The organism is Pseudomonas sp. ATCC 43928 (assembly GCF_005938665.2).
Taxonomy (GTDB): Bacteria; Pseudomonadota; Gammaproteobacteria; order Pseudomonadales; family Pseudomonadaceae; genus Aquipseudomonas.
This window is the reverse complement of sequence record NZ_CP041753.1, coordinates 1,325,649-1,342,500: the sequence shown is the minus strand read 5'-3', so window position 1 is coordinate 1,342,500 and position 16,852 is coordinate 1,325,649. Positions and strand designations below refer to the sequence as shown.

Genomic DNA, 16,852 nt, shown 5'->3' with positions numbered 1-16,852 from the left:
GCAGTGGTCAGCGACAGCGCCAAACTCTACGAACATCCGGCCAGTTACTACCATCGTGCGGATTTGTTACCAGCGCTTGAGAGCAACGAAACCCTGCGCGAGCGATTTTTCGGTGGCGTGCGTAAGCCGATTTTCACCAGCAGCAGCGCCGACAATCATTTGGTGACCTTCGCCGAAGTCATGGCCATGTACCTGCTGGTGTGGTCGCCAACGCCCTGGACGTTGATCGCGCCGCAACCACCGACACTGACGCCCGAACGACGCAATCGTTATGCCCTGGAGCAGACGCGCATCGATGGGTTCAAGGCGGGGCTGGGTGGCGTCGCGCGAGCGATGGCGTATTTGCCATGCCTGATGATTTTCGATGACCACGATATTACCGATGACTGGAATCTTTCTGCGCAATGGGAGGAAACGGCCTACAACCATCCGTTCTCCAAGCGCATCATCGGCAACGCGCTGCTTGCTTATATGTTGTGTCAGGGTTGGGGCAACAACCCGGATGCGTTTCACAGCGTCCTGGAAAAGACCCGTTTATTGAGCGCCACTGGGCAAGACCATCACCTCGACAGCGAGGTCCAGGACGAATTGATCGATGAACTGCTGAGTTTTCAGCAGTGGCATTACGTGCTGCCCACCCGCCCGGCGCTGGTGGTGCTCGACACCCGCACCCGGCGCTGGCGTAGCGAGATGAATCTCAAGCAGCCGTCGGGCCTGCTGGACTGGGAAGCGCTCAGTGAGCTGCAACAGGAATTGCTCGATCATTCTTCGGCGATCATCGTCTCACCGGCGCCGATCTTCGGCGTCAAATTGATCGAAACCGTACAGCGCGTGTTCAGTTGGTGCGGTTACCCACTGCTGGTGGACGCCGAAAACTGGATGGCTCATCGCGGCGCGGCTCAGGTGATCCTGAACATTTTCCGACACTCCCGCACACCCGGTAACTACGTGGTGCTGTCCGGTGATGTGCATTATTCCTTCGTCTATGAAGTATTGATCCGACACCGCAAGGCCGGCCCGCGTATCTGGCAGATCACCAGCAGCGGCATCAAAAACGAATTCCCACCCGCCCTGCTCGAATGGTTCGACCGCCTCAACCGTTGGCTCTACTCGCCCCGCTCGCCCCTTAACTGGCTGACCAAACGCCGACGCATGCGCATTGTTCCGCACATCCCCGAACACGCCGAAGCAGGGGAACGGTTGTGGAACTCGGCAGGAATTGGCCAAGTGTTCTTCAATGAAAAGGGCCAGCCACAGGATATTTATCAATTCAATGCGGATGGATCGCCGAAGACGCGAATGATCGCGCCAGAAATGTCCGAAACAGCCGACTGACTTCGCACGAATGACCATGAGTAATCATTACCCGGCCACCCTAAACCTCACTCGAACCCTGATCATCGGCAATTCCGGCTCGGGCAAGAGCTGGCTGGCCAAACGACTGGCCGAGCATCTGCAAGTGCCTTGTACCGATCTCGACCTGATTCACTGGGTATCCGATGAACACAGCATCGCCCGTCCCCGCAACGAAGCACTGGGAATGGCGTGGGTGGCGGCGAGTGAAGAGCGTTGGGTTATCGAGGGTGTTTACGGCTGGATGGTCAGCGAACTTGTGGAGCAGGCCACTGCGCTGATCTGGCTGTGTCTGGAGGACGAAGATTGCGTGAACAACATACGCCAGCGAGAAGCGAGGCGGGACGAGAAGGAAGAGTTGCTGATTGCGTTACTCGATTGGGCCGGCAGCTACCGTACTCGCCAAGGGTCCAGTGGATTTGCCGCCCATCAGCGTTTGTTTGACCGGTTTAGCGGGTCGAAACGCCAACTGATGAATCAGGCTGAAGTCTCGGCTTTCGTCAGTGCGGTGCAACCAACCGACTGATCGTCCCTGCCGTTTTCTGCGTGCGAATCGGACTCCTACATTGGACACGACTAGCTGGCGAGATTGTCAGAATGGGATTACATCGTTCGCAGAAACGTCTTGAAGAAGCTTCAGCGATACTTTAACCCAGCGTGGATATGTCGTCTGCGTAATGACCACTCGTAGGTGTCGCCTTGTCATCATGTACTCATTTCTGTACGTTCTTTGCATTGAGCGAGGACTACAACATGCAAACCATCAACTACACCACCGCACGTGCACATCTGGCCGAAACCATGGATCGGGTCAACGAAGACCGTGCCCCATTGCTGGTTACCCGCCAGAAAGGCGAACCTGTGGTGATGATGTCTCTGGCGGAGTACAACGCTCTCGAAGAGACAGCCTATCTGCTCCGTTCTCCAGCCAATGCCGAACGACTGATCAAATCAATCGGCAACCTACGAGCAGGGAAAACCAAAGTCAGGCAACTCATCGAAGAATGAATATCGAGTTCACTCCTGAAGGCTGGGACGACTATTTGTGGTTTCAGCAAAACGATAAGGCCGGGCTCAAACGAATCAACCTGCTGATCAAGGCGATCCTCCGTGAGCCCTTCGAAGGATTGGGCAAACCTGAACCGCTCAAACACAATCTGAGCGGCCTCTGGTCACGCCGAATCACCTCCGAGCATCGCCTGGTTTATGCAATCGAGAATGGTGAGGTGCGCATCGTGCTTTGCAGGTATCACTACTGAGCACATTCAGGCCGCTTTCACCGCCCGCCCCACCCCTCTGACAATCATTTCCACTTCCCGCTCATCGATCGTCAGCGGTGGCAGCAGGCGAATGGTCTTGCCCCGTGTCACGTTGATCAGCAAACCGTGATCCCGCGCGGCAATCAAGGTCAGGTCGCGGATTGGTTGGGCGAGTTCGATGCCGATCATCAATCCCTGGCCACGGATCACCAGGACGTTCGGATCGTCGGCCAGTTCGACGCGCAATCTGGCAAGCAGGCGTTCGCCCTGAAGTCTGGCGTTTTCCAGCAGGCCTTGTTCCTCGATGATCTCCAGCACGGTGCAACCCACCCGACACGCCAGCGGATTGCCGCCGAATGTACTGCCGTGGCTGCCAGGTGTGAATAAATCCGCAGCCCTGCCCCGAGCCAGGCAGGCACCGACGGGCACTCCATTACCCAGGCCTTTGGCCAAGGTCATGACGTCCGGGATGATGCCTTCGTGCTGAAACGCAAACCACTGGCCGGTACGGCCGATGCCGGTCTGGATTTCGTCGAGCATCATTAACCAGGCGCGTCGGTCACAGAGCTCGCGCACTGCTTTGAGATAACCAGGCGGCGCCACTTGCACACCACTTTCGCCCTGAATCGGCTCCATCAGAATCGCCACAATGCGTGGGCCGTGGGCTTTCTGCGCCTTCTCCAGGGCAGCGAGGTCGCCGAATGGCACTTTAATGAAGTCCCCCGGCAACTTGTTATACCCCAGGCGCACCGCCGGGCCGTCACTGGCCGACAAGGTGCCGAGGGTCCGTCCGTGGAAAGCGTTCTCCATGACCACTACCAGCGGCTGCTCGATGCCTTTGTGCCAGCCGTAAAGCCGCGCAAGTTTCAGCGCGGTTTCGTTGGCTTCGGCACCGGAGTTATTGAAGAACGCCCGCTCCATGCCCGACAGCCGAACCAGTTTCTGCGCCAGCCGCTGTTGCCAGTCGATGCTGTACAGGTTGGATGTGTGCAACAGCAACCCGGCCTGTTCGCTGATGGCCGACACGATTCGCGGATGGGAATGGCCGACGTTGGTCACCGCCACGCCCGCCACCGCGTCCAGGTATTCACGACCGGCCTGATCCCATAGGCGCGTGCCCAGGCCTTTGCTGAAACTCAGGGCCAAAGGTTGGTAAGTGCTCATCAGGCAGGTGGCAGTCATGACATCAAGCTCCATCAATAGTCGGTGTTTTTGCAGTATGGTTAGCCACCTGAGCTGGATAAATACCGCAACACTTCAATCATTTTAAAGCTGAGCTTGATAATGGATTTATTCCAGGCAATGACCGTTTACGTAAGAGTGGTGGAAGCCGGCAGCATGACAGCCGCCGCTTTGCAGTGCGAAATGTCCACGACCATGGTCGGTAATCATCTGCGGGCTCTGGAGCAACGCCTGGGTGTGCGCTTGCTCAACCGTACGACACGGCGTCAGCGTTTGACGGAATTCGGCACGGCGTACTATCAGCGGTGTCTCGAAGTGCTGGGGCTGGTGGCTGACTCCGAACGCCTGGCCGAACAAACCCTCGACGAGCCGAGCGGCACTCTGCGCATCACCGCACCGCTGACCTTCGGCACCGAACGGCTCGCACCGGCCCTGAGCGAATTCACCCTGCGCTGCCCGCAAGTCAAACTCGATGTCGTTTTGACCAACCAGCGCCTGGACTTGCTCGACAACGGTTTCGACGTGGCGATTCGTCTGGGCACGACCGAGCTGTCCAACATGATTTCTCGCCCGCTCATCGACTACACGATGACCCTGTGCGCATCGAAGGATTATCTGGAGCGTCGAGGCACACCGGAGAAACCCGCCGACCTGCAACACCATGACTGTTTGGCCTTCGCCTACCCGGCCGGAGATGACTGGCACTCGGTAGCCAAACAATGGCGCCTGAAGGGGCCCGAAGGTGAAGTCATGGTGGCGGTCAGCGGGCCGATGTTGATCAACAGCTCGGCGGGGCTGCATCAAGCGGCGCGAACCGGCATGGGCATCGTGATGGTGCCCGATGCGCTGGTGGAGCAAGACCTTCGGGACGGAAAACTGGTGGCCTTGATGCAGGACTACCAACTGCCAAGTCGGCCGATGAACCTGGTGTATGCCCAGGACCGCTACCGTTTGCCGAAATTGCGCAGCTTCGTTGACTTTGCACTGCAGTGGTGGGGCAAGCACTAGCCGGGGCAATACGCCATGAACTAATCTCCTCGACTGACGAGTCACGTTAATATCAGGACGGCAGGGAGACCGATGATGGGTGAGGCATCGAAAATCGAGCCGTTGAAGTTCGATCTGTCAGATTTTAACGAAGACATGCTGCACACCATTCTGGAACTGGTCAGCGATGGTATCTGGGACTGGAACGCCAACACCGGGTTCGTCTATCGCAACCCCGGGTGGTACGAGATGCTCGGCTATACGCCTCATTCCCTGGACAACAATGTGTTGACCTGGGAAAACGTGATCCACCCCGACGATTATTCGCGGGTCATGGCGTTGTTTGATGACTACCTGGATCAGCGCGCTCCCGGTTATCAGGCCGAGTATCGCTGCCGCATGCGCGATGGCACTTACACCTGGATCGAGGATCGCGGCTACGTGCTGGCACGTAATGCCGACGGCTCGGTGGCGCGAATGATCGGCGCGCACCGCAGCATCGAAGACAAGAAACGCCTGATCGAAGAAATGGAGCGGCGTAATCAATCCCTGGAAGCCATCGTCAAGGAACGTACTCGGGAGTTGTCCCGGGTCAATCAGCAGTTACAGATTCAACTCGAAGAAAATCGCAAATTGGCAGAAACCGATGTGCTGACCGGCATCGCCAATCGCTATCGACTGGAGAAAACCCTGCCTAAGGAATGCGACCGCGCCCAACGCTTCCGCGAACCCCTGTCGCTGATCGCCATGGACCTCGATGACTTCAAAAACATCAACGATCACTACGGTCACGCCCTGGGAGATGCAGCGTTGGTGCAAGTGATCGAGAGTGTGAAGCACTGCGTGCGCAAAGGCGATCTGTTGGCGCGCTGGGGCGGTGACGAATTCATCCTGATTTTGCCCAATACCTTGTTGGCCGACGCCAGGTCACTCGCTGAAAGAATCCGTCATGGCCTGGCGAGCCTGCTGCCGGTCGGGGACTATCAAGTGACCATGAGTTTTGGCGTGGTGCAGCGCTTTGAAGAAGAACAACAGACCGGGTTGCTGGCCAGGGCCGATCAGGCGTTGTATCGGTCGAAAATCGCGGGCAAGAACCTGATTTCTGGGTGAGGCGACTCCGTCCTGTCAGCCGCCCTGCATGCCCGCTTTCACCAATACTGGTTTTTCCTGATACCGATCCGGATACAGTTGCTTCAACTGCGCCACTTTCGGCAGGTCATTGATCACGATGTAGGGGTAGGTCGGATGCTCGGTCAGGAAGTCCTGATGCTCCTCTTCCGCCGGGTAGAAACCGTTGTAGCTTTCCAGCTTGGTGACAATCGGTTTATTGAACGAATGGGCAGCGTCGAGCTGGGTGATGTAAGCCTGGGCGACGCGTTGCTGTTCGGTGCTTTTCGGGAATAGCGCCGACCGATACTGAGTGCCTCGGTCCGGGCCCTGGCGGTTGAGTTCGGTGGGGTTGTGGGCCACCGAGAAATAGATCTGCAGCAGGCTTCCGTAACTGACCTGAGCGGGATCGAAGGTCACTTCGACGGCCTCCGCATGGCCGGTGTCACCCTCGCTGACCCGCTCGTATTGAGCGGTATTGGCTGCGCCACCGGCATAACCGGAAACCGCATTTTTCACCCCTTTGACATGCTGGAACACGCCTTGGACGCCCCAGAAGCAACCGCCGGCAAAAACCGCCGTTTCGCTGTGCGCCTGGGTGGTTTCGTCAAGCGTCGGCGCCGGGATGATGACCGCCTCTTCGGCGCCTGCGAACGAGAATGCAGAGCACTGACCAATTACGCTGGCGGCGGCCAAACCCAGAAATGTGCGACGCCAGTTGAATGGGGTTTTCATGGGCTGTCTCCTGAATGAATGGGGGCTATCAACCAAAGGTAAACGCATACGCCGACACACCCGGATCGAGAAACTCGATGCTGAAGGTCCGGTCTTTTACGCCTGTGCTCTGGCGTACCAGTTGATACAACCGCTGCTCGGTGACGCTGCCGCGGCCATCAGGCGCGACGTCGATACCGTGGGCATCACCTGGGGGCTTGCCGTCGATCAACACTTTGAAACGCACCGGTTTGCCGTCAGCACCGGGGCCCAACACCAAGTGCAAGTCGCGAGCGTGAAAGCGATAGACGATACGACTGGCCGCAGCATTTGAAACGGCCCGCTCCGGACCGACAGCCCATTGACCGTCCAGGCTCCAGTCATTGAGGGCCAGTTGTGACGGTGGCTTATAGGCAGTCGCCTTGTCCGGCACCAGGCTGGTTTCAGAGGCGAAATGCTCCATCCGCCGGTAGCCGACATAGGTTTCGGGGGATTGCACTTCATTCATGTCCGGGGCGAGTTGAACACCCTGGGCGTTGGCATTGATCAGCCCCTGCGCGACTTTCGCGGCCCCCGCCTCACGCAACAGTTGCTGAATCACTTGCTCGGACTCGGCGTACTTGCCTTCACCAAAATGGTGATAACGAATGCGTCCCTGAGCATCGGCAAAGTAATGAGCCGGCCAGTATTCGTTGTTGAAAGCACGCCAGATCTTGTAGTCATTATCGATGGCCACCGGGTAGGTGATGCCCAGGTCCTTCATGGCTTTGGTGACATTGCCCACATCCCGCTCGAAGGCAAACTCGGGCGCATGGACACCGATCACCACCAAACCCTGATCGCGATACTTCTCAGCCCAGGCCTTCACATACGGCAGGGTGCGCAGGCAGTTGATGCAGGAGTAAGTCCAGAAATCCACCAGCACGACCTTGCCCTTCAACGCCTGGGCGGTGAGTGGGGGCGAGTTGAGCCATTGCACGGCGCCATCCAGGGATGGAAGGCTGCCCTCAATCGGCAGCGCGTTCGGCGCCTTCGCGGTCACTTTCATCGCATCTCCAGCGGCCATCATGCCGCCGGCGGGTTGATCGCCGGCCCGTGGAATCTGCGCCATCATCGCCCCGCTGTTGGCCGGAGTCTTACTGGCCAACCGGTTGACCAGCGCCTGTTCGATACCGCCGGTGGACGCCGTTGAAAACCGCGCCAGAATCCCGGTGTCCAGTCCCAGGGCTATCGCCACCACACCAACCAGCATCGCAGCGCCCAGGCCTCGGCGCAGCCACTCGCCCGCGCCTATCGAGCGCTTCATTGCGGCGAAGACCTTACCGCCCAGCAGTAGTGCCGCGGCGAGAGAAGTGGCGGCACCGGCCGCGTAAGCCAGCAGCAACAGAGTGGTTGCGATGCTTGCCCCTTGCAGCGCCGCGCCGGTCAGCAGCAAACCCAGAATCGGCCCGGCGCAGGGTGCCCAGAGCAGGCCCGTGGCGACGCCGATCAGGAATGAAGCGCCGGGACGCGGCCGGGCATCGGCGCCCGCGGCTTGCGACAGCCGACCGCCGGCTGCCACCAGTGGACGCGTCAGGCGTTCGGCCAACCGCGGCAGCAACAGCGTCAACCCGAACAGTGCAACGAACAGCAACGCGAGCCAGCGACCGTATTGATTGACTTGCACCACCCAACCGCCGCCCACCGCCGCCAACGAGGCGACGAGCGCGAAGGTCAGCGCCATCCCCGCCAGCAGCGGCAAGCCACTTTTCATAAATGGCTGCCCGGTGCGAGCGAAGACAAAGGGCAATACCGGCAGAATGCACGGGCTGACAATCGTCAGCACACCACCGAGATAAGCGAGGACCAGAAGCCACATAACGTCGACCTGCATGAAGTGAGTGAAAGGAAGTGCCCATGGATTACGCCTGTGGCTTGAAGGTCAGCGCCAGGCCGTTCATGCAGTAGCGCAGACCGGTGGGCTTTGGCCCATCCTCGAAGACATGCCCCAGATGACCGCCGCAACGACGACAGTGCACCTCTTCGCGCAATACACCGAAGGAGCGGTCCTGTCGGGTGGCCACCGCGTTGTCCAGGGGAGCCCAGAAACTCGGCCAGCCAGTACGACTGTCGAACTTGGTGTCGGAAGAAAACAACGGCAGATCACAACCGGCGCAGGCAAAAACGCCTTTGCGGTGCTCGTTGTTCAGCGGGCTGCTGTAGGCCCGTTCGGTGCCCTCTTCGCGCAGTATTTCGTACTGCTCGGCGCTGAGCCGGGCACGCCATTCGCTGTCGCTGTGGGTCACCTCGAAAACCTCCTGCGCGCGGGCTTCATCGACCAGCGCAACGCTTGTGGAAAATTTTGGCAATACACCGATCACCAGGGCTGCAGCCCCCAGCCCGCCGCTCGCTACAAGAAACTGTCGCCGTGAAAACATGGCCTTCTCCAAAATTCCAGGTGCCTTGCATGGAACACAGCCTAGGCTTGAGTTGATCGCCAAATCCTCACGAGGAGTTAAATAATTCGTGATAACTCAACCTCAGGAAAACCCGCACAATGTGTTCATTGCGTCACAAAGGATTGAGCTCCATGGAACAGACCAAACGCGTCCTGGTGGTCGAGGACGACCTGCACATCGCCGACCTTATCTGCCTGCATCTGCGCGATGAGCAGTTCGAGGTGGTGCACTGCGCCGACGGCGACGAGGGCATGCGTCTGTTGCAGCAAGGAAGCTGGGACGCACTGATCCTCGACCTGATGCTGCCCGGCGTCGATGGCCTGGAAATCTGCCGCCGCGCCCGGGCCATGGCCCGTTACACACCGATCATCATCACCAGTGCGCGCTCCAGCGAAGTGCATCGGATTCTGGGACTGGAGCTGGGCGCCGACGATTACCTGGCCAAACCCTTTTCCATGCTCGAGCTGGTGGCACGGGTCAAGGCACTGCTGCGACGGGTCGACGCCATGGCCCGCAATCTGAAAATGGATGCTGGCAGTCTGATCAGCGATGGCCTGTCCATCGACCCGATCACCCGTGAAGTCTCCCTCGACGGCCGGCGTCTTGACCTCACGCCACGGGAATTCGACCTGCTTTACTTCTTTGTCCGTCAGCCTGGCAAAGTCTTCTCGCGCATGGACCTGCTCAATGCGGTGTGGGGCTACAGCCACGAAGGCTATGAACACACGGTCAACACTCATATCAACCGCCTGCGGGCAAAGATCGAGGCCGATCCGGCGCAACCGGCGCGCATCCTCACGGTGTGGGGCCGTGGCTACAAATTCGCAGCAAGCGGAGAGCAGCCATGAGGCTGACCCTGACTCAACGCCTGTCCCTGGTGTTCGCCGTGCTGTTGCTGGTGTGCTGCGGTACCTCGGCGTGGATGCAGGTGCGCTCCAGTCAGATGCATGAACTGGAAGTGGTGCAAGGCTTGTCGCGGGATCTGGCGCAACACATTGCCCACGACACCGTGCTGATGGACCGCAATGGCCCGATGCCCAATGCCGTGCGCGAACTGTTCAGCCAACTGATGCTGGTCAATCCCAGTGTCGAGGTCTATCTGCTGGACACAGGAGGCCGGATTGTCGGCAGCGCCGCGCCCGAAGGCCGGATACATCGGGAGCAGGTCGATCTGGCGCCGATCCAGCGTTTGCTAAAAGGCGAGGCCCTGCCGATTCTGGGTGACGATCCACGCAGCGTCGACGGTCGCAAGGTGTTCAGCGCCGCGCCTTTGCGGGTCAACGGTCAGCCGGCCGGTTATCTGTACGTGGTGTTGCTCAGCGAAGCGCATGACCGCTTCGCCGAACGCGGTGCCACCAGCGCCGCGCTCAATACCGCATTGTTGTCCATTGGGCTGGTGGCGTTGCTGTGCCTGATTGCCGGCCTCACGGCATTTGCCCTGATCACCCGGCCATTGCGGCGCTTGACCGAGAAAGTCAGTCAGTTTGATATCAACGGCGTTCCAACCGCTTCGCCGGAACCTGAGCCGGAGCCGGTAGAAAAGGCCGCCAGCCACGATGAAATAGCCGTACTCGACGCAGCCTTCCGACAGATGCAAGCGCGCCTCGGCGAGCAATGGCGCTCGCTGACCCGTCAGGATCAGGAGCGTCGCGAACTGGTGGCCAACATCTCCCACGACCTACGCACACCGCTGGCCTCACTGCACGGTTACCTGGAAACCCTTTCGCTCAAGGACGCCACCTTGTCCCCCGCCGATCGCCGTCGCTATCTGGGAATCGCCCTGGATCAAAGCCGCAAGGTCGGCGGCCTGGCGCAATCGTTGCTGGAACTGGTGCGGCTGGAACACGGTTTCGTGCAACCGGTGCTGGAGCGTTTCTCCCTGACTGATCTGGTGCAGGACATTTTTCAGAAGTTCGAACTCAGCGCCGAAGCGCGCCAGATCGAACTCAAGGCCACCTTCGCCCCCAACGTCGCCGTGGCCTGCGCCGATCTGGGGCTGATCGAGCGGGTGCTGACCAATTTGTTCGACAACGCCCTGCGCCACACGCCCCCAGGCGGAGAAATCGAACTCAGCCTCCGCCCCCAAGGGGCTTTTATCGAAGTGACCGTCAGCGACACCGGTCCTGGCATCGCCCCCCAACTGCGTGAAGGTCTGTTCCTGCGGCCATTCAACATTGGCGGCGCACGGCGCGATGGCGGGCTGGGGCTGCGGATCGTGCACCGGATCCTGCAATTGCACGGTCGCGAGATCGAGCTGATTGATGTGCCGGGACGCGGCGCGACTTTTCGCTTCTCCTTGCCGGTGGATGAGCAAACGGCGGAGCAATGGATGACTCGTTCGATGAATATGAATTCGACGGGGAAATAGTCGATAGCCTCGGCCATGGCAGCAGCTATTATCCGGACTCTTCATTCCCGGCACGGATGCTACGTAATGCTCAATACCCTGCAAAACACCCCGCTATGGGTTTATGCGATCTTTCTGCTGCTCTTTTACTACGGCGTCAAAGCCTTATCCCCAACCCATGAAAGCAAAACGTCGTTGCTTGTCACTCCACCGCTTTTGCTCGGCTGGTCGTTGTACTCGCTGAACCTGACGCTGAACCCTCAACTATCGATTGGCTGCTGGTTGGCCGCCGTCATTCTGGGCAGCCTCACGGCACTGGTTGTATTTGCGCACAAGGGTATTGAGCTGGATGATCCGGAAACCGGGCTGATCGTGCCGGGCACGGTTAAAACACCGGTGCTCTACCTGCTGTTTTTTGCCGTGAACTATTACTTTGGCTATCAGGATGAGGTGCATCCGGAGTTCGCCGTCACGGTTGAGATGGTGCTGCTCAAGGCCACGGCGTCAGGTTTTGTCTGCGGATTGATCAGCGGGCGGGCGCTGAAACTTTATCGGGTGCTGCTGACACTCCAGGCAAAACGCCCGCAGATGTCAGTCAGCTAAAAGCGCTCTCACCAAAAATGCAGACCAGCCACCGGTTCATCCGTGACAACGCAGCGCTGGTCCAATAGATTAGGCGGCCTGAAAAAGCCCCGTGCTTTCTCGCCTCTATCCAAGTTAAAGAAGTAGTGAAATTTCAATGTCCGATTCCAATACCGCTGAATCCGTAGTCACCTTGTCGTCCAAAGCGGAATACGAAAACTCCATCAATCTTTCACAACACGTGCCTCAGGCCAAGACCATCAGCGAGATGGTTCTGGACGCTTTTCAATCCACCCGGGAAAGCGACCAGATCCGCGAACTGCGCGCCGCGATTCGCCAGGCTCACGACAGCTTCGATGACGATAAAGCCTACGAATTGATGGGCGAACTCAAGCAATTGAAAGACGCCGAAGCGGCCGATATTGCCGCCCTGGAAGACCTGAGCAGCAAATTCCCGATCAGCCGCATTCTGTCCAGCTTCAAGGACGACCCGGCGTTCCAGGAAATCGTTTATGGCCTGGCGCTGAAAGTGCTGAACCAGACTCACCAAGCCATCAGCAACCCGAGCAGCGGCAAGAGCAAAGCGGCTCGCGCCAAGAAAGAAATCGAAGTGTTCACCATCAGCAAGGACGGCATCAGCGTCACCCTGCCCCTGCGCACCCCGCGCTCGCGCCTGAACGTTGACCGTGAAGCGCTGGAATTCCTGGGCTTCACTTTCGTCGGCGAAGGTGAAGAAGCGGAGCTGGAAAGCGAGACGTTCCTGGACAATGCCGGGGCCGAACAACCGGTCAACCGCAAAAACATCATCACCGCGCTGCAGCAGCAGACCGCGTTCGACGGTTACAGCATCGCCGCGCAGTAACGCTAAACGCTGCACACAAAAATCCCCGCCATCGAGCGGGGATTTTTATTGCCTGTACACCAATCGTGATTAAACGAAAAAGCCCCGCCATTCTCTCGAAAGGCGGGGCTTTTCTTTACAGCATCCGACGCTTAAGGCGCGTACGTCAGCAACAGCTCGCCCGGCACTTTGAAGTCCAGCGACATCATCACGCTCAACGCAGTAATGGTGAAGATCGAGAACACGAACAGCTTGCGTGCCCAGACCGTGTCATCCACTGCCTTGTAGCCGGTCCAGGCCATGTACAGCCAGTACATGCCCATGGCCGCGGCGACGGCGAGGTAGCTCATGCCGGCGTAGCCGCTGAAGGTCAGCATCAAGGTCGCCACGAGGAAGGCCAGGATGTAGAGCAGGATGTGTTTCTTGGCCACTTCAATGCCGCGCTTCACTGGCAGCACCGGAATCGATGCGGCCAGGTAATCGTTGAAGCGGAAGATTGCGATGGCGTAGGAATGCGGCATCTGCCACAGGCTGAACATCACCAGCAACGTCAGTGCGGCCATGTCGAAGTTATTGCTGACTGCGACGTAACCGATCACCGGCGGCATCGCCCCCGACAGACTGCCCACCAGCGTGCCGTGAACCGACTTGCGCTTGAGGTACAGGCTGTAGAAGCCGACGTAGATGACAAAACCGATCACCGCGAACAACGCGGCCAACGGGTTGGCCACCTTGTACAACAACGCAACGCCGGCGACACCCAGGACGGTCGCATAAGCCAGGGCCAGTTTCAGGGAGATCAAGCCCTGGACCAGCACCCGGTTCTTGGTGCGTTCCATCTTCAGGTCGATGTCGCGGTCGATGCAGTTGTTGAACACGCAACCGGAAGCCACGACCAGGGACGTGCCGATCATCGCGGCCAGGAAAATGGCCAGATCGACATGCCCTTTGGAGGCCAGGAAAAATCCGCCTGCCACAGAAAGCACGTTACCGAAAATGATCCCCGGTTTGGTGATTTGGATAAAGTGCTTAAAGGACATCCGGACTTACCTCACTTCGCCATCATGTTGGTGTGGATGCTGAACATGATCCACAGCGACAGGCCAACCAGCAGGACAATCACGATCGCGGCGAAAACAAACGCAATCACGTTGTTACGCTGCGCGGCGGAACGGTCCAGGTGGAGGAAGTACACCAGGTGCACCAGCACCTGGATAACGGCGAAAGCCAGTACGATCCACAGAGTCAGTGACTTCGGCAGCGACGGGTACATCACCAGACCGAACGGGATCAGGGTCAGGATCACCGACAGGACGAAGCCAATGACGTAGGACTTGACGCTGCCGTGACCGGCGTCGTCATGAGAGTGCGCGTTAGCCATTTACATAGTCCCCATCAGATAAACAACGGTGAATACGCAGATCCACACCACGTCCAGGAAGTGCCAGAACAGGCTCAGGCAGCTCAGACGGGTCTTGTTGGTCGCCGTCAGGCCGTTTTTCTGCACCTGGTACATCATGATCGCCATCCAGATCAGACCGCTGGTCACGTGCAGACCGTGGGTGCCGACCAGGGTGAAGAACCCGGACAGGAAGCCCGAACGGTTAGGGCCGTAGCCCTCGGAGATCAGCATGTGGAACTCGTTGATCTCCATGCCGATGAAGCCGGCACCGAACAGGAAGGTCAGGGCCAGCCAGCCCAGGACCTGCTTCTTGTTGCCACGGAAGAACGCCAGCATGGCGAAGCCGTAGGTGATCGAACTGAACAGCAGCAGAGCGGTTTCGCCCAGTACGTATGGCAGTTCGAAGATGTCGTGGCCCGACGGGCCACCCGCTACGTTGTTAACCAGTACCGCGTACGCTGCGAAGATCGACGCAAACAGAATGCAGTCGGTCATCAGGTAGAGCCAGAAACCGAATACGGTCATCTCGCCCGAGTCGTGGTGATGGTCATCATGCCCATGTCCATCGACATGGGTGTGTCCAGCATTGGTCACTAAGTTCGACATGGTTTAAGCCTGTTCCAACGAGGTTTCAACACGGGTGGTGGTGGCTGGGACTTTCCCGGCTGCTACCAGACGCTTGTGCTGCTCGGCTTCGATGCGCTCGATCACGTCGACCGGCACGTAGTAGCCTTGATCATCACGGGCCGCGTGGATCGCGAAGTAGATCACGGTGCCTGCCAGGCTGGCGATTGCCAGCCACCAGATGTGCCAGATCATCGCGAAACCGAATACGGTCAACAGTGCGCCCATGACCACACCGGTCGCGGTGTTGTTTGGCATGTGGATCGGCTCGTACTTGGTCGGAGCCTTGTACGCGGTGCCGTTTTCCTTGGCTTCGGTGAACGGGTCGACAACGTCGGCTTTTGGCAGCACGGCGAAGTTGTAGAACGGAGGTGGCGAGGAGGTCGACCATTCCAGGGTGTGGGCATTCCATGGGTCGCCGTGCTCGCACATGTTCTGCGGCAGCTTGCGGTCACGGATACTCACGTACAGCTGGATCAGCTGGCAGGCGATACCCGCAGCGATCATCACCGCACCGAACATGGCAACGTACAGGTACGGCACCCACTCAGGGTTGGTGGTGGCGTTCAGACGACGGGTCATACCCATGAAGCCCAGTACATAGAGCGGCATGAACGCGACGAAGAAGCCGGAGATCCAGAACCAGAATGCTGCCTTGCCCCAGCCTTCGTGCAGCTTGAAGCCGAACGCTTTCGGGAAGTAGAAGGCGAAGCCTGCGATGTAACCGAATACCGCGCCGCCGATGATCACGTTGTGGAAGTGCGCGATCACGAACAGGCTGTTGTGCAGTACGAAGTCAGCACCCGGGATGGCCAGCAGTACGCCGGTCATGCCGCCGATGGCGAAGGTCACCATGAAGCCCAGGGTCCACATCACCTGGCTGGTGAAGCGCAGACGGCCCTGGTAGATGGTGAACAGCCAGTTGAACAGCTTCACACCCGTCGGGATGGAAATCAGCATCGTCGCCAGACCGAAGAAGGCGTTGACGCTGGCACCCGAACCCATGGTGAAGAAGTGGTGCAGCCAAACCATGAAGCCCAGGATCGAGATCGCGCCCGAAGCGTAGATCATCGAATGGTGGCCGAACAGCTTCTTGCCGGTGAAGGTCGAGATGACTTCGGAGAAGATACCGAACGCCGGCAGGATCAGGATGTAAACCTCAGGGTGACCCCAAGCCCAGAACAGGTTGACGTACATCATCGGATTACCACCAAGTTCATTGGTGAAAATGTGGAAATCCATGTAACGGTCAAGCGTCAGCAAAGCCAGGGTAGCGGTCAGGATCGGGAACGAAGCCACGATCAGGACGTTGGCCCAGGTGCAGGTCCAGGTGAAGATCGGCATGTCCATCAGCTTCATGCCAGGGGTACGCATTTTCAGCACGGTGGCCAGGAAGTTGACCCCCGTCAGCGTCGTACCTAGCCCGGATAGCTGCAGCGCCCAGATGTAGTAATCCATCCCCACGCCCGGGCTGTATTGCAGACCCGACAGCGGCGGATAGGCAACCCAACCAGTCTTGGCGAATTCGCCAACGCCCAGGGACAGGTTGATCAGCACCACGCCGGAAACCAGCAGCCAGAAGCTCAGGGAGTTCAGGAACGGGAAGGCAACGTCACGCGCGCCGATCTGCAACGGCACTGCAAGGTTCATCAGGCCGGTGAAGAATGGCATCGCCATGAAAATGATCATGATCACACCGTGGGCGGTGAAGATCTGGTCATAGTGCTCAGGTGGCAGGTAGCCAGGCGAACCCTCGGTGGCCATGGCCAACTGGGTACGCATCATGATGGCGTCGGCAAAGCCACGCAGCAGCATGACCATGGCGACGACGATGTACATCACGCCGATTTTCTTGTGGTCGACCGAGGTCAACCACTCGGTCCACAAATAGGTCCACTTCTTGAAGTAGGTGATTGCAGCGAACAGTGCCAGACCACCGAGCGCGATCATGGCGATGGTCACCATTACGATCGGTTCGTGGAACGGGACCGCTTCCCAACTTAATTTACCAAACAT

Annotated in this window: 18 protein-coding genes (1 of these 18 running past the window's edge); 10 read left to right on the top strand and 8 right to left on the bottom strand. The window is 58.6% G+C overall.

The annotated features are described in order from the left end of the window. From FFH90_RS06030 to FFH90_RS06015, 4 genes are all read left to right on the top strand, one after another. Positions 1-1,335, top strand: the 3' portion of a protein-coding gene (locus FFH90_RS06030) for an alkaline phosphatase D family protein (protein WP_138866849.1). It extends 603 nt beyond the left edge of the window; 1,335 of the gene's 1,938 nt are visible here — the last part of the coding sequence; the start codon falls outside the window, past its left edge; its stop codon occupies positions 1,333-1,335. A gap of 16 nt (positions 1,336-1,351) precedes the next feature. Beyond that, entirely contained in the window at positions 1,352-1,879 is a 528-nt protein-coding gene (locus tag FFH90_RS06025) for an adenylate kinase (RefSeq protein WP_138866848.1), read from the top strand. A gap of 227 nt (positions 1,880-2,106) precedes the next feature. After that, entirely contained in the window at positions 2,107-2,361 is a 255-nt protein-coding gene (locus tag FFH90_RS06020) for a type II toxin-antitoxin system prevent-host-death family antitoxin (protein WP_007940444.1), read from the top strand. Beyond that, positions 2,358-2,612 (top strand): Txe/YoeB family addiction module toxin, encoded by a 255-nt coding sequence (locus FFH90_RS06015; protein ID WP_007940443.1) that lies wholly within the window; start codon positions 2,358-2,360, stop codon positions 2,610-2,612. Before FFH90_RS06020 ends, FFH90_RS06015 begins: the two co-directional genes overlap by 4 nt. Before the next feature lie 6 nt (positions 2,613-2,618). Here FFH90_RS06015 and FFH90_RS06010 read toward each other — a convergent pair whose 3' ends face one another. Next, the gene (locus FFH90_RS06010) at positions 2,619-3,794 is read right to left on the bottom strand and encodes an aspartate aminotransferase family protein (RefSeq protein WP_019651780.1); all 1,176 of its coding nucleotides are present in this window, start codon (positions 3,792-3,794) and stop codon (positions 2,619-2,621) included. A gap of 102 nt (positions 3,795-3,896) precedes the next feature. On the opposite strand from FFH90_RS06010, the gene FFH90_RS06005 reads away from it, so the two are divergent. Both FFH90_RS06005 and FFH90_RS06000 read left to right on the top strand, forming a co-directional pair. Continuing rightward, the gene (locus FFH90_RS06005) at positions 3,897-4,802 is read left to right on the top strand and encodes a LysR family transcriptional regulator (RefSeq protein ID WP_138866847.1); all 906 of its coding nucleotides are present in this window, start codon (positions 3,897-3,899) and stop codon (positions 4,800-4,802) included. A 75-nt stretch (positions 4,803-4,877) separates the two neighbouring features. Further along, positions 4,878-5,891 carry a sensor domain-containing diguanylate cyclase gene (locus FFH90_RS06000; RefSeq protein WP_064616222.1) on the top strand — a complete coding sequence of 338 codons (1,014 nt, stop codon included), beginning with the start codon at positions 4,878-4,880 and terminating at the stop codon, positions 5,889-5,891. 15 nt (positions 5,892-5,906) lie between these two features. Here FFH90_RS06000 and msrA read toward each other — a convergent pair whose 3' ends face one another. The 3 genes from msrA to msrB are packed head-to-tail and all read right to left on the bottom strand — an operon-like array spanning position 5,907 to position 9,019. Then, positions 5,907-6,623, bottom strand: a complete 717-nt coding sequence (gene msrA / locus FFH90_RS05995) for a peptide-methionine (S)-S-oxide reductase MsrA (protein WP_086946438.1) — start codon at positions 6,621-6,623, stop codon at positions 5,907-5,909. 28 nt (positions 6,624-6,651) lie between these two features. Beyond that, positions 6,652-8,460, bottom strand: coding sequence for a cytochrome c biogenesis protein DipZ (locus FFH90_RS05990; RefSeq protein ID WP_138866846.1), 1,809 nt, complete (start codon positions 8,458-8,460; stop codon positions 6,652-6,654). A gap of 43 nt (positions 8,461-8,503) precedes the next feature. After that, on the bottom strand, positions 8,504-9,019 hold the full coding sequence (gene msrB, locus FFH90_RS05985) for a peptide-methionine (R)-S-oxide reductase MsrB (protein WP_019651784.1): 516 nt from the start codon (positions 9,017-9,019) through the stop codon (positions 8,504-8,506). 152 nt (positions 9,020-9,171) lie between these two features. On the opposite strand from msrB, the gene FFH90_RS05980 reads away from it, so the two are divergent. The 4 genes from FFH90_RS05980 to FFH90_RS05965 all read left to right on the top strand — a co-directional run bounded on the left by FFH90_RS05980 (position 9,172) and on the right by FFH90_RS05965 (position 12,831). Further along, positions 9,172-9,888, top strand: a complete 717-nt coding sequence (locus tag FFH90_RS05980; RefSeq protein WP_018930163.1) for a response regulator transcription factor — start codon at positions 9,172-9,174, stop codon at positions 9,886-9,888. Then, on the top strand, positions 9,885-11,408 hold the full coding sequence (locus tag FFH90_RS05975) for a HAMP domain-containing sensor histidine kinase (RefSeq protein WP_138866845.1): 1,524 nt from the start codon (positions 9,885-9,887) through the stop codon (positions 11,406-11,408). The genes FFH90_RS05980 and FFH90_RS05975 overlap by 4 nt, the downstream gene beginning before the upstream one ends. A gap of 66 nt (positions 11,409-11,474) precedes the next feature. Then, positions 11,475-11,990 carry a hypothetical protein gene (locus FFH90_RS05970; protein ID WP_138866844.1) on the top strand — a complete coding sequence of 172 codons (516 nt, stop codon included), beginning with the start codon at positions 11,475-11,477 and terminating at the stop codon, positions 11,988-11,990. Between the two features lie 136 nt (positions 11,991-12,126). Continuing rightward, positions 12,127-12,831: a hypothetical protein gene (locus FFH90_RS05965; protein WP_138866843.1), complete on the top strand. Its 705-nt coding sequence runs from the start codon at positions 12,127-12,129 to the stop codon at positions 12,829-12,831. Between the two features lie 131 nt (positions 12,832-12,962). On the opposite strand, the gene cyoE is transcribed toward FFH90_RS05965, so the two are convergent. The 4 genes from cyoE to cyoB are packed head-to-tail and all read right to left on the bottom strand — an operon-like array spanning position 12,963 to position 16,852. Further along, positions 12,963-13,850, bottom strand: a complete 888-nt coding sequence (gene cyoE, locus FFH90_RS05960) for a heme o synthase (protein WP_018930159.1) — start codon at positions 13,848-13,850, stop codon at positions 12,963-12,965. Positions 13,851-13,861: 11 nt separating this feature from the next. Beyond that, positions 13,862-14,191 carry a cytochrome o ubiquinol oxidase subunit IV gene (gene cyoD / locus FFH90_RS05955; RefSeq protein WP_007941629.1) on the bottom strand — a complete coding sequence of 110 codons (330 nt, stop codon included), beginning with the start codon at positions 14,189-14,191 and terminating at the stop codon, positions 13,862-13,864. Further along, positions 14,192-14,818: a cytochrome o ubiquinol oxidase subunit III gene (locus tag FFH90_RS05950; protein ID WP_026286729.1), complete on the bottom strand. Its 627-nt coding sequence runs from the start codon at positions 14,816-14,818 to the stop codon at positions 14,192-14,194. A gap of 3 nt (positions 14,819-14,821) precedes the next feature. Further along, positions 14,822-16,852: a cytochrome o ubiquinol oxidase subunit I gene (cyoB, locus tag FFH90_RS05945; RefSeq protein ID WP_018930157.1), complete on the bottom strand. Its 2,031-nt coding sequence runs from the start codon at positions 16,850-16,852 to the stop codon at positions 14,822-14,824.

Bases quoted from the DNA above. Each gene is read 5' to 3' on its own strand.
- FFH90_RS06025 (WP_138866848.1), top strand. From the start codon at position 1,352: ATGAGTAATCATTACCCGGCCACCCTAAACCTCACTCGAACCCTGATC.
- FFH90_RS06020 (WP_007940444.1), top strand. From the start codon at position 2,107: ATGCAAACCATCAACTACACCACCGCACGTGCACATCTGGCCGAAACC.
- FFH90_RS06015 (WP_007940443.1), top strand. From the start codon at position 2,358: ATGAATATCGAGTTCACTCCTGAAGGCTGGGACGACTATTTGTGGTTT.
- FFH90_RS06010 (WP_019651780.1), bottom strand. From the start codon at position 3,794: ATGACTGCCACCTGCCTGATGAGCACTTACCAACCTTTGGCCCTGAGT.
- FFH90_RS06005 (WP_138866847.1), top strand. From the start codon at position 3,897: ATGGATTTATTCCAGGCAATGACCGTTTACGTAAGAGTGGTGGAAGCC.
- FFH90_RS06000 (WP_064616222.1), top strand. From the start codon at position 4,878: ATGGGTGAGGCATCGAAAATCGAGCCGTTGAAGTTCGATCTGTCAGAT.
- msrA (WP_086946438.1), bottom strand. From the start codon at position 6,623: ATGAAAACCCCATTCAACTGGCGTCGCACATTTCTGGGTTTGGCCGCC.
- FFH90_RS05990 (WP_138866846.1), bottom strand. From the start codon at position 8,460: ATGTGGCTTCTGGTCCTCGCTTATCTCGGTGGTGTGCTGACGATTGTC.
- msrB (WP_019651784.1), bottom strand. From the start codon at position 9,019: ATGTTTTCACGGCGACAGTTTCTTGTAGCGAGCGGCGGGCTGGGGGCT.
- FFH90_RS05980 (WP_018930163.1), top strand. From the start codon at position 9,172: ATGGAACAGACCAAACGCGTCCTGGTGGTCGAGGACGACCTGCACATC.
- FFH90_RS05975 (WP_138866845.1), top strand. From the start codon at position 9,885: ATGAGGCTGACCCTGACTCAACGCCTGTCCCTGGTGTTCGCCGTGCTG.
- FFH90_RS05970 (WP_138866844.1), top strand. From the start codon at position 11,475: ATGCTCAATACCCTGCAAAACACCCCGCTATGGGTTTATGCGATCTTT.
- FFH90_RS05965 (WP_138866843.1), top strand. From the start codon at position 12,127: ATGTCCGATTCCAATACCGCTGAATCCGTAGTCACCTTGTCGTCCAAA.
- cyoE (WP_018930159.1), bottom strand. From the start codon at position 13,850: ATGTCCTTTAAGCACTTTATCCAAATCACCAAACCGGGGATCATTTTC.
- cyoD (WP_007941629.1), bottom strand. From the start codon at position 14,191: ATGGCTAACGCGCACTCTCATGACGACGCCGGTCACGGCAGCGTCAAG.
- FFH90_RS05950 (WP_026286729.1), bottom strand. From the start codon at position 14,818: ATGTCGAACTTAGTGACCAATGCTGGACACACCCATGTCGATGGACAT.
- cyoB (WP_018930157.1), bottom strand. From the start codon at position 16,852: ATGTTTGGTAAATTAAGTTGGGAAGCGGTCCCGTTCCACGAACCGATC.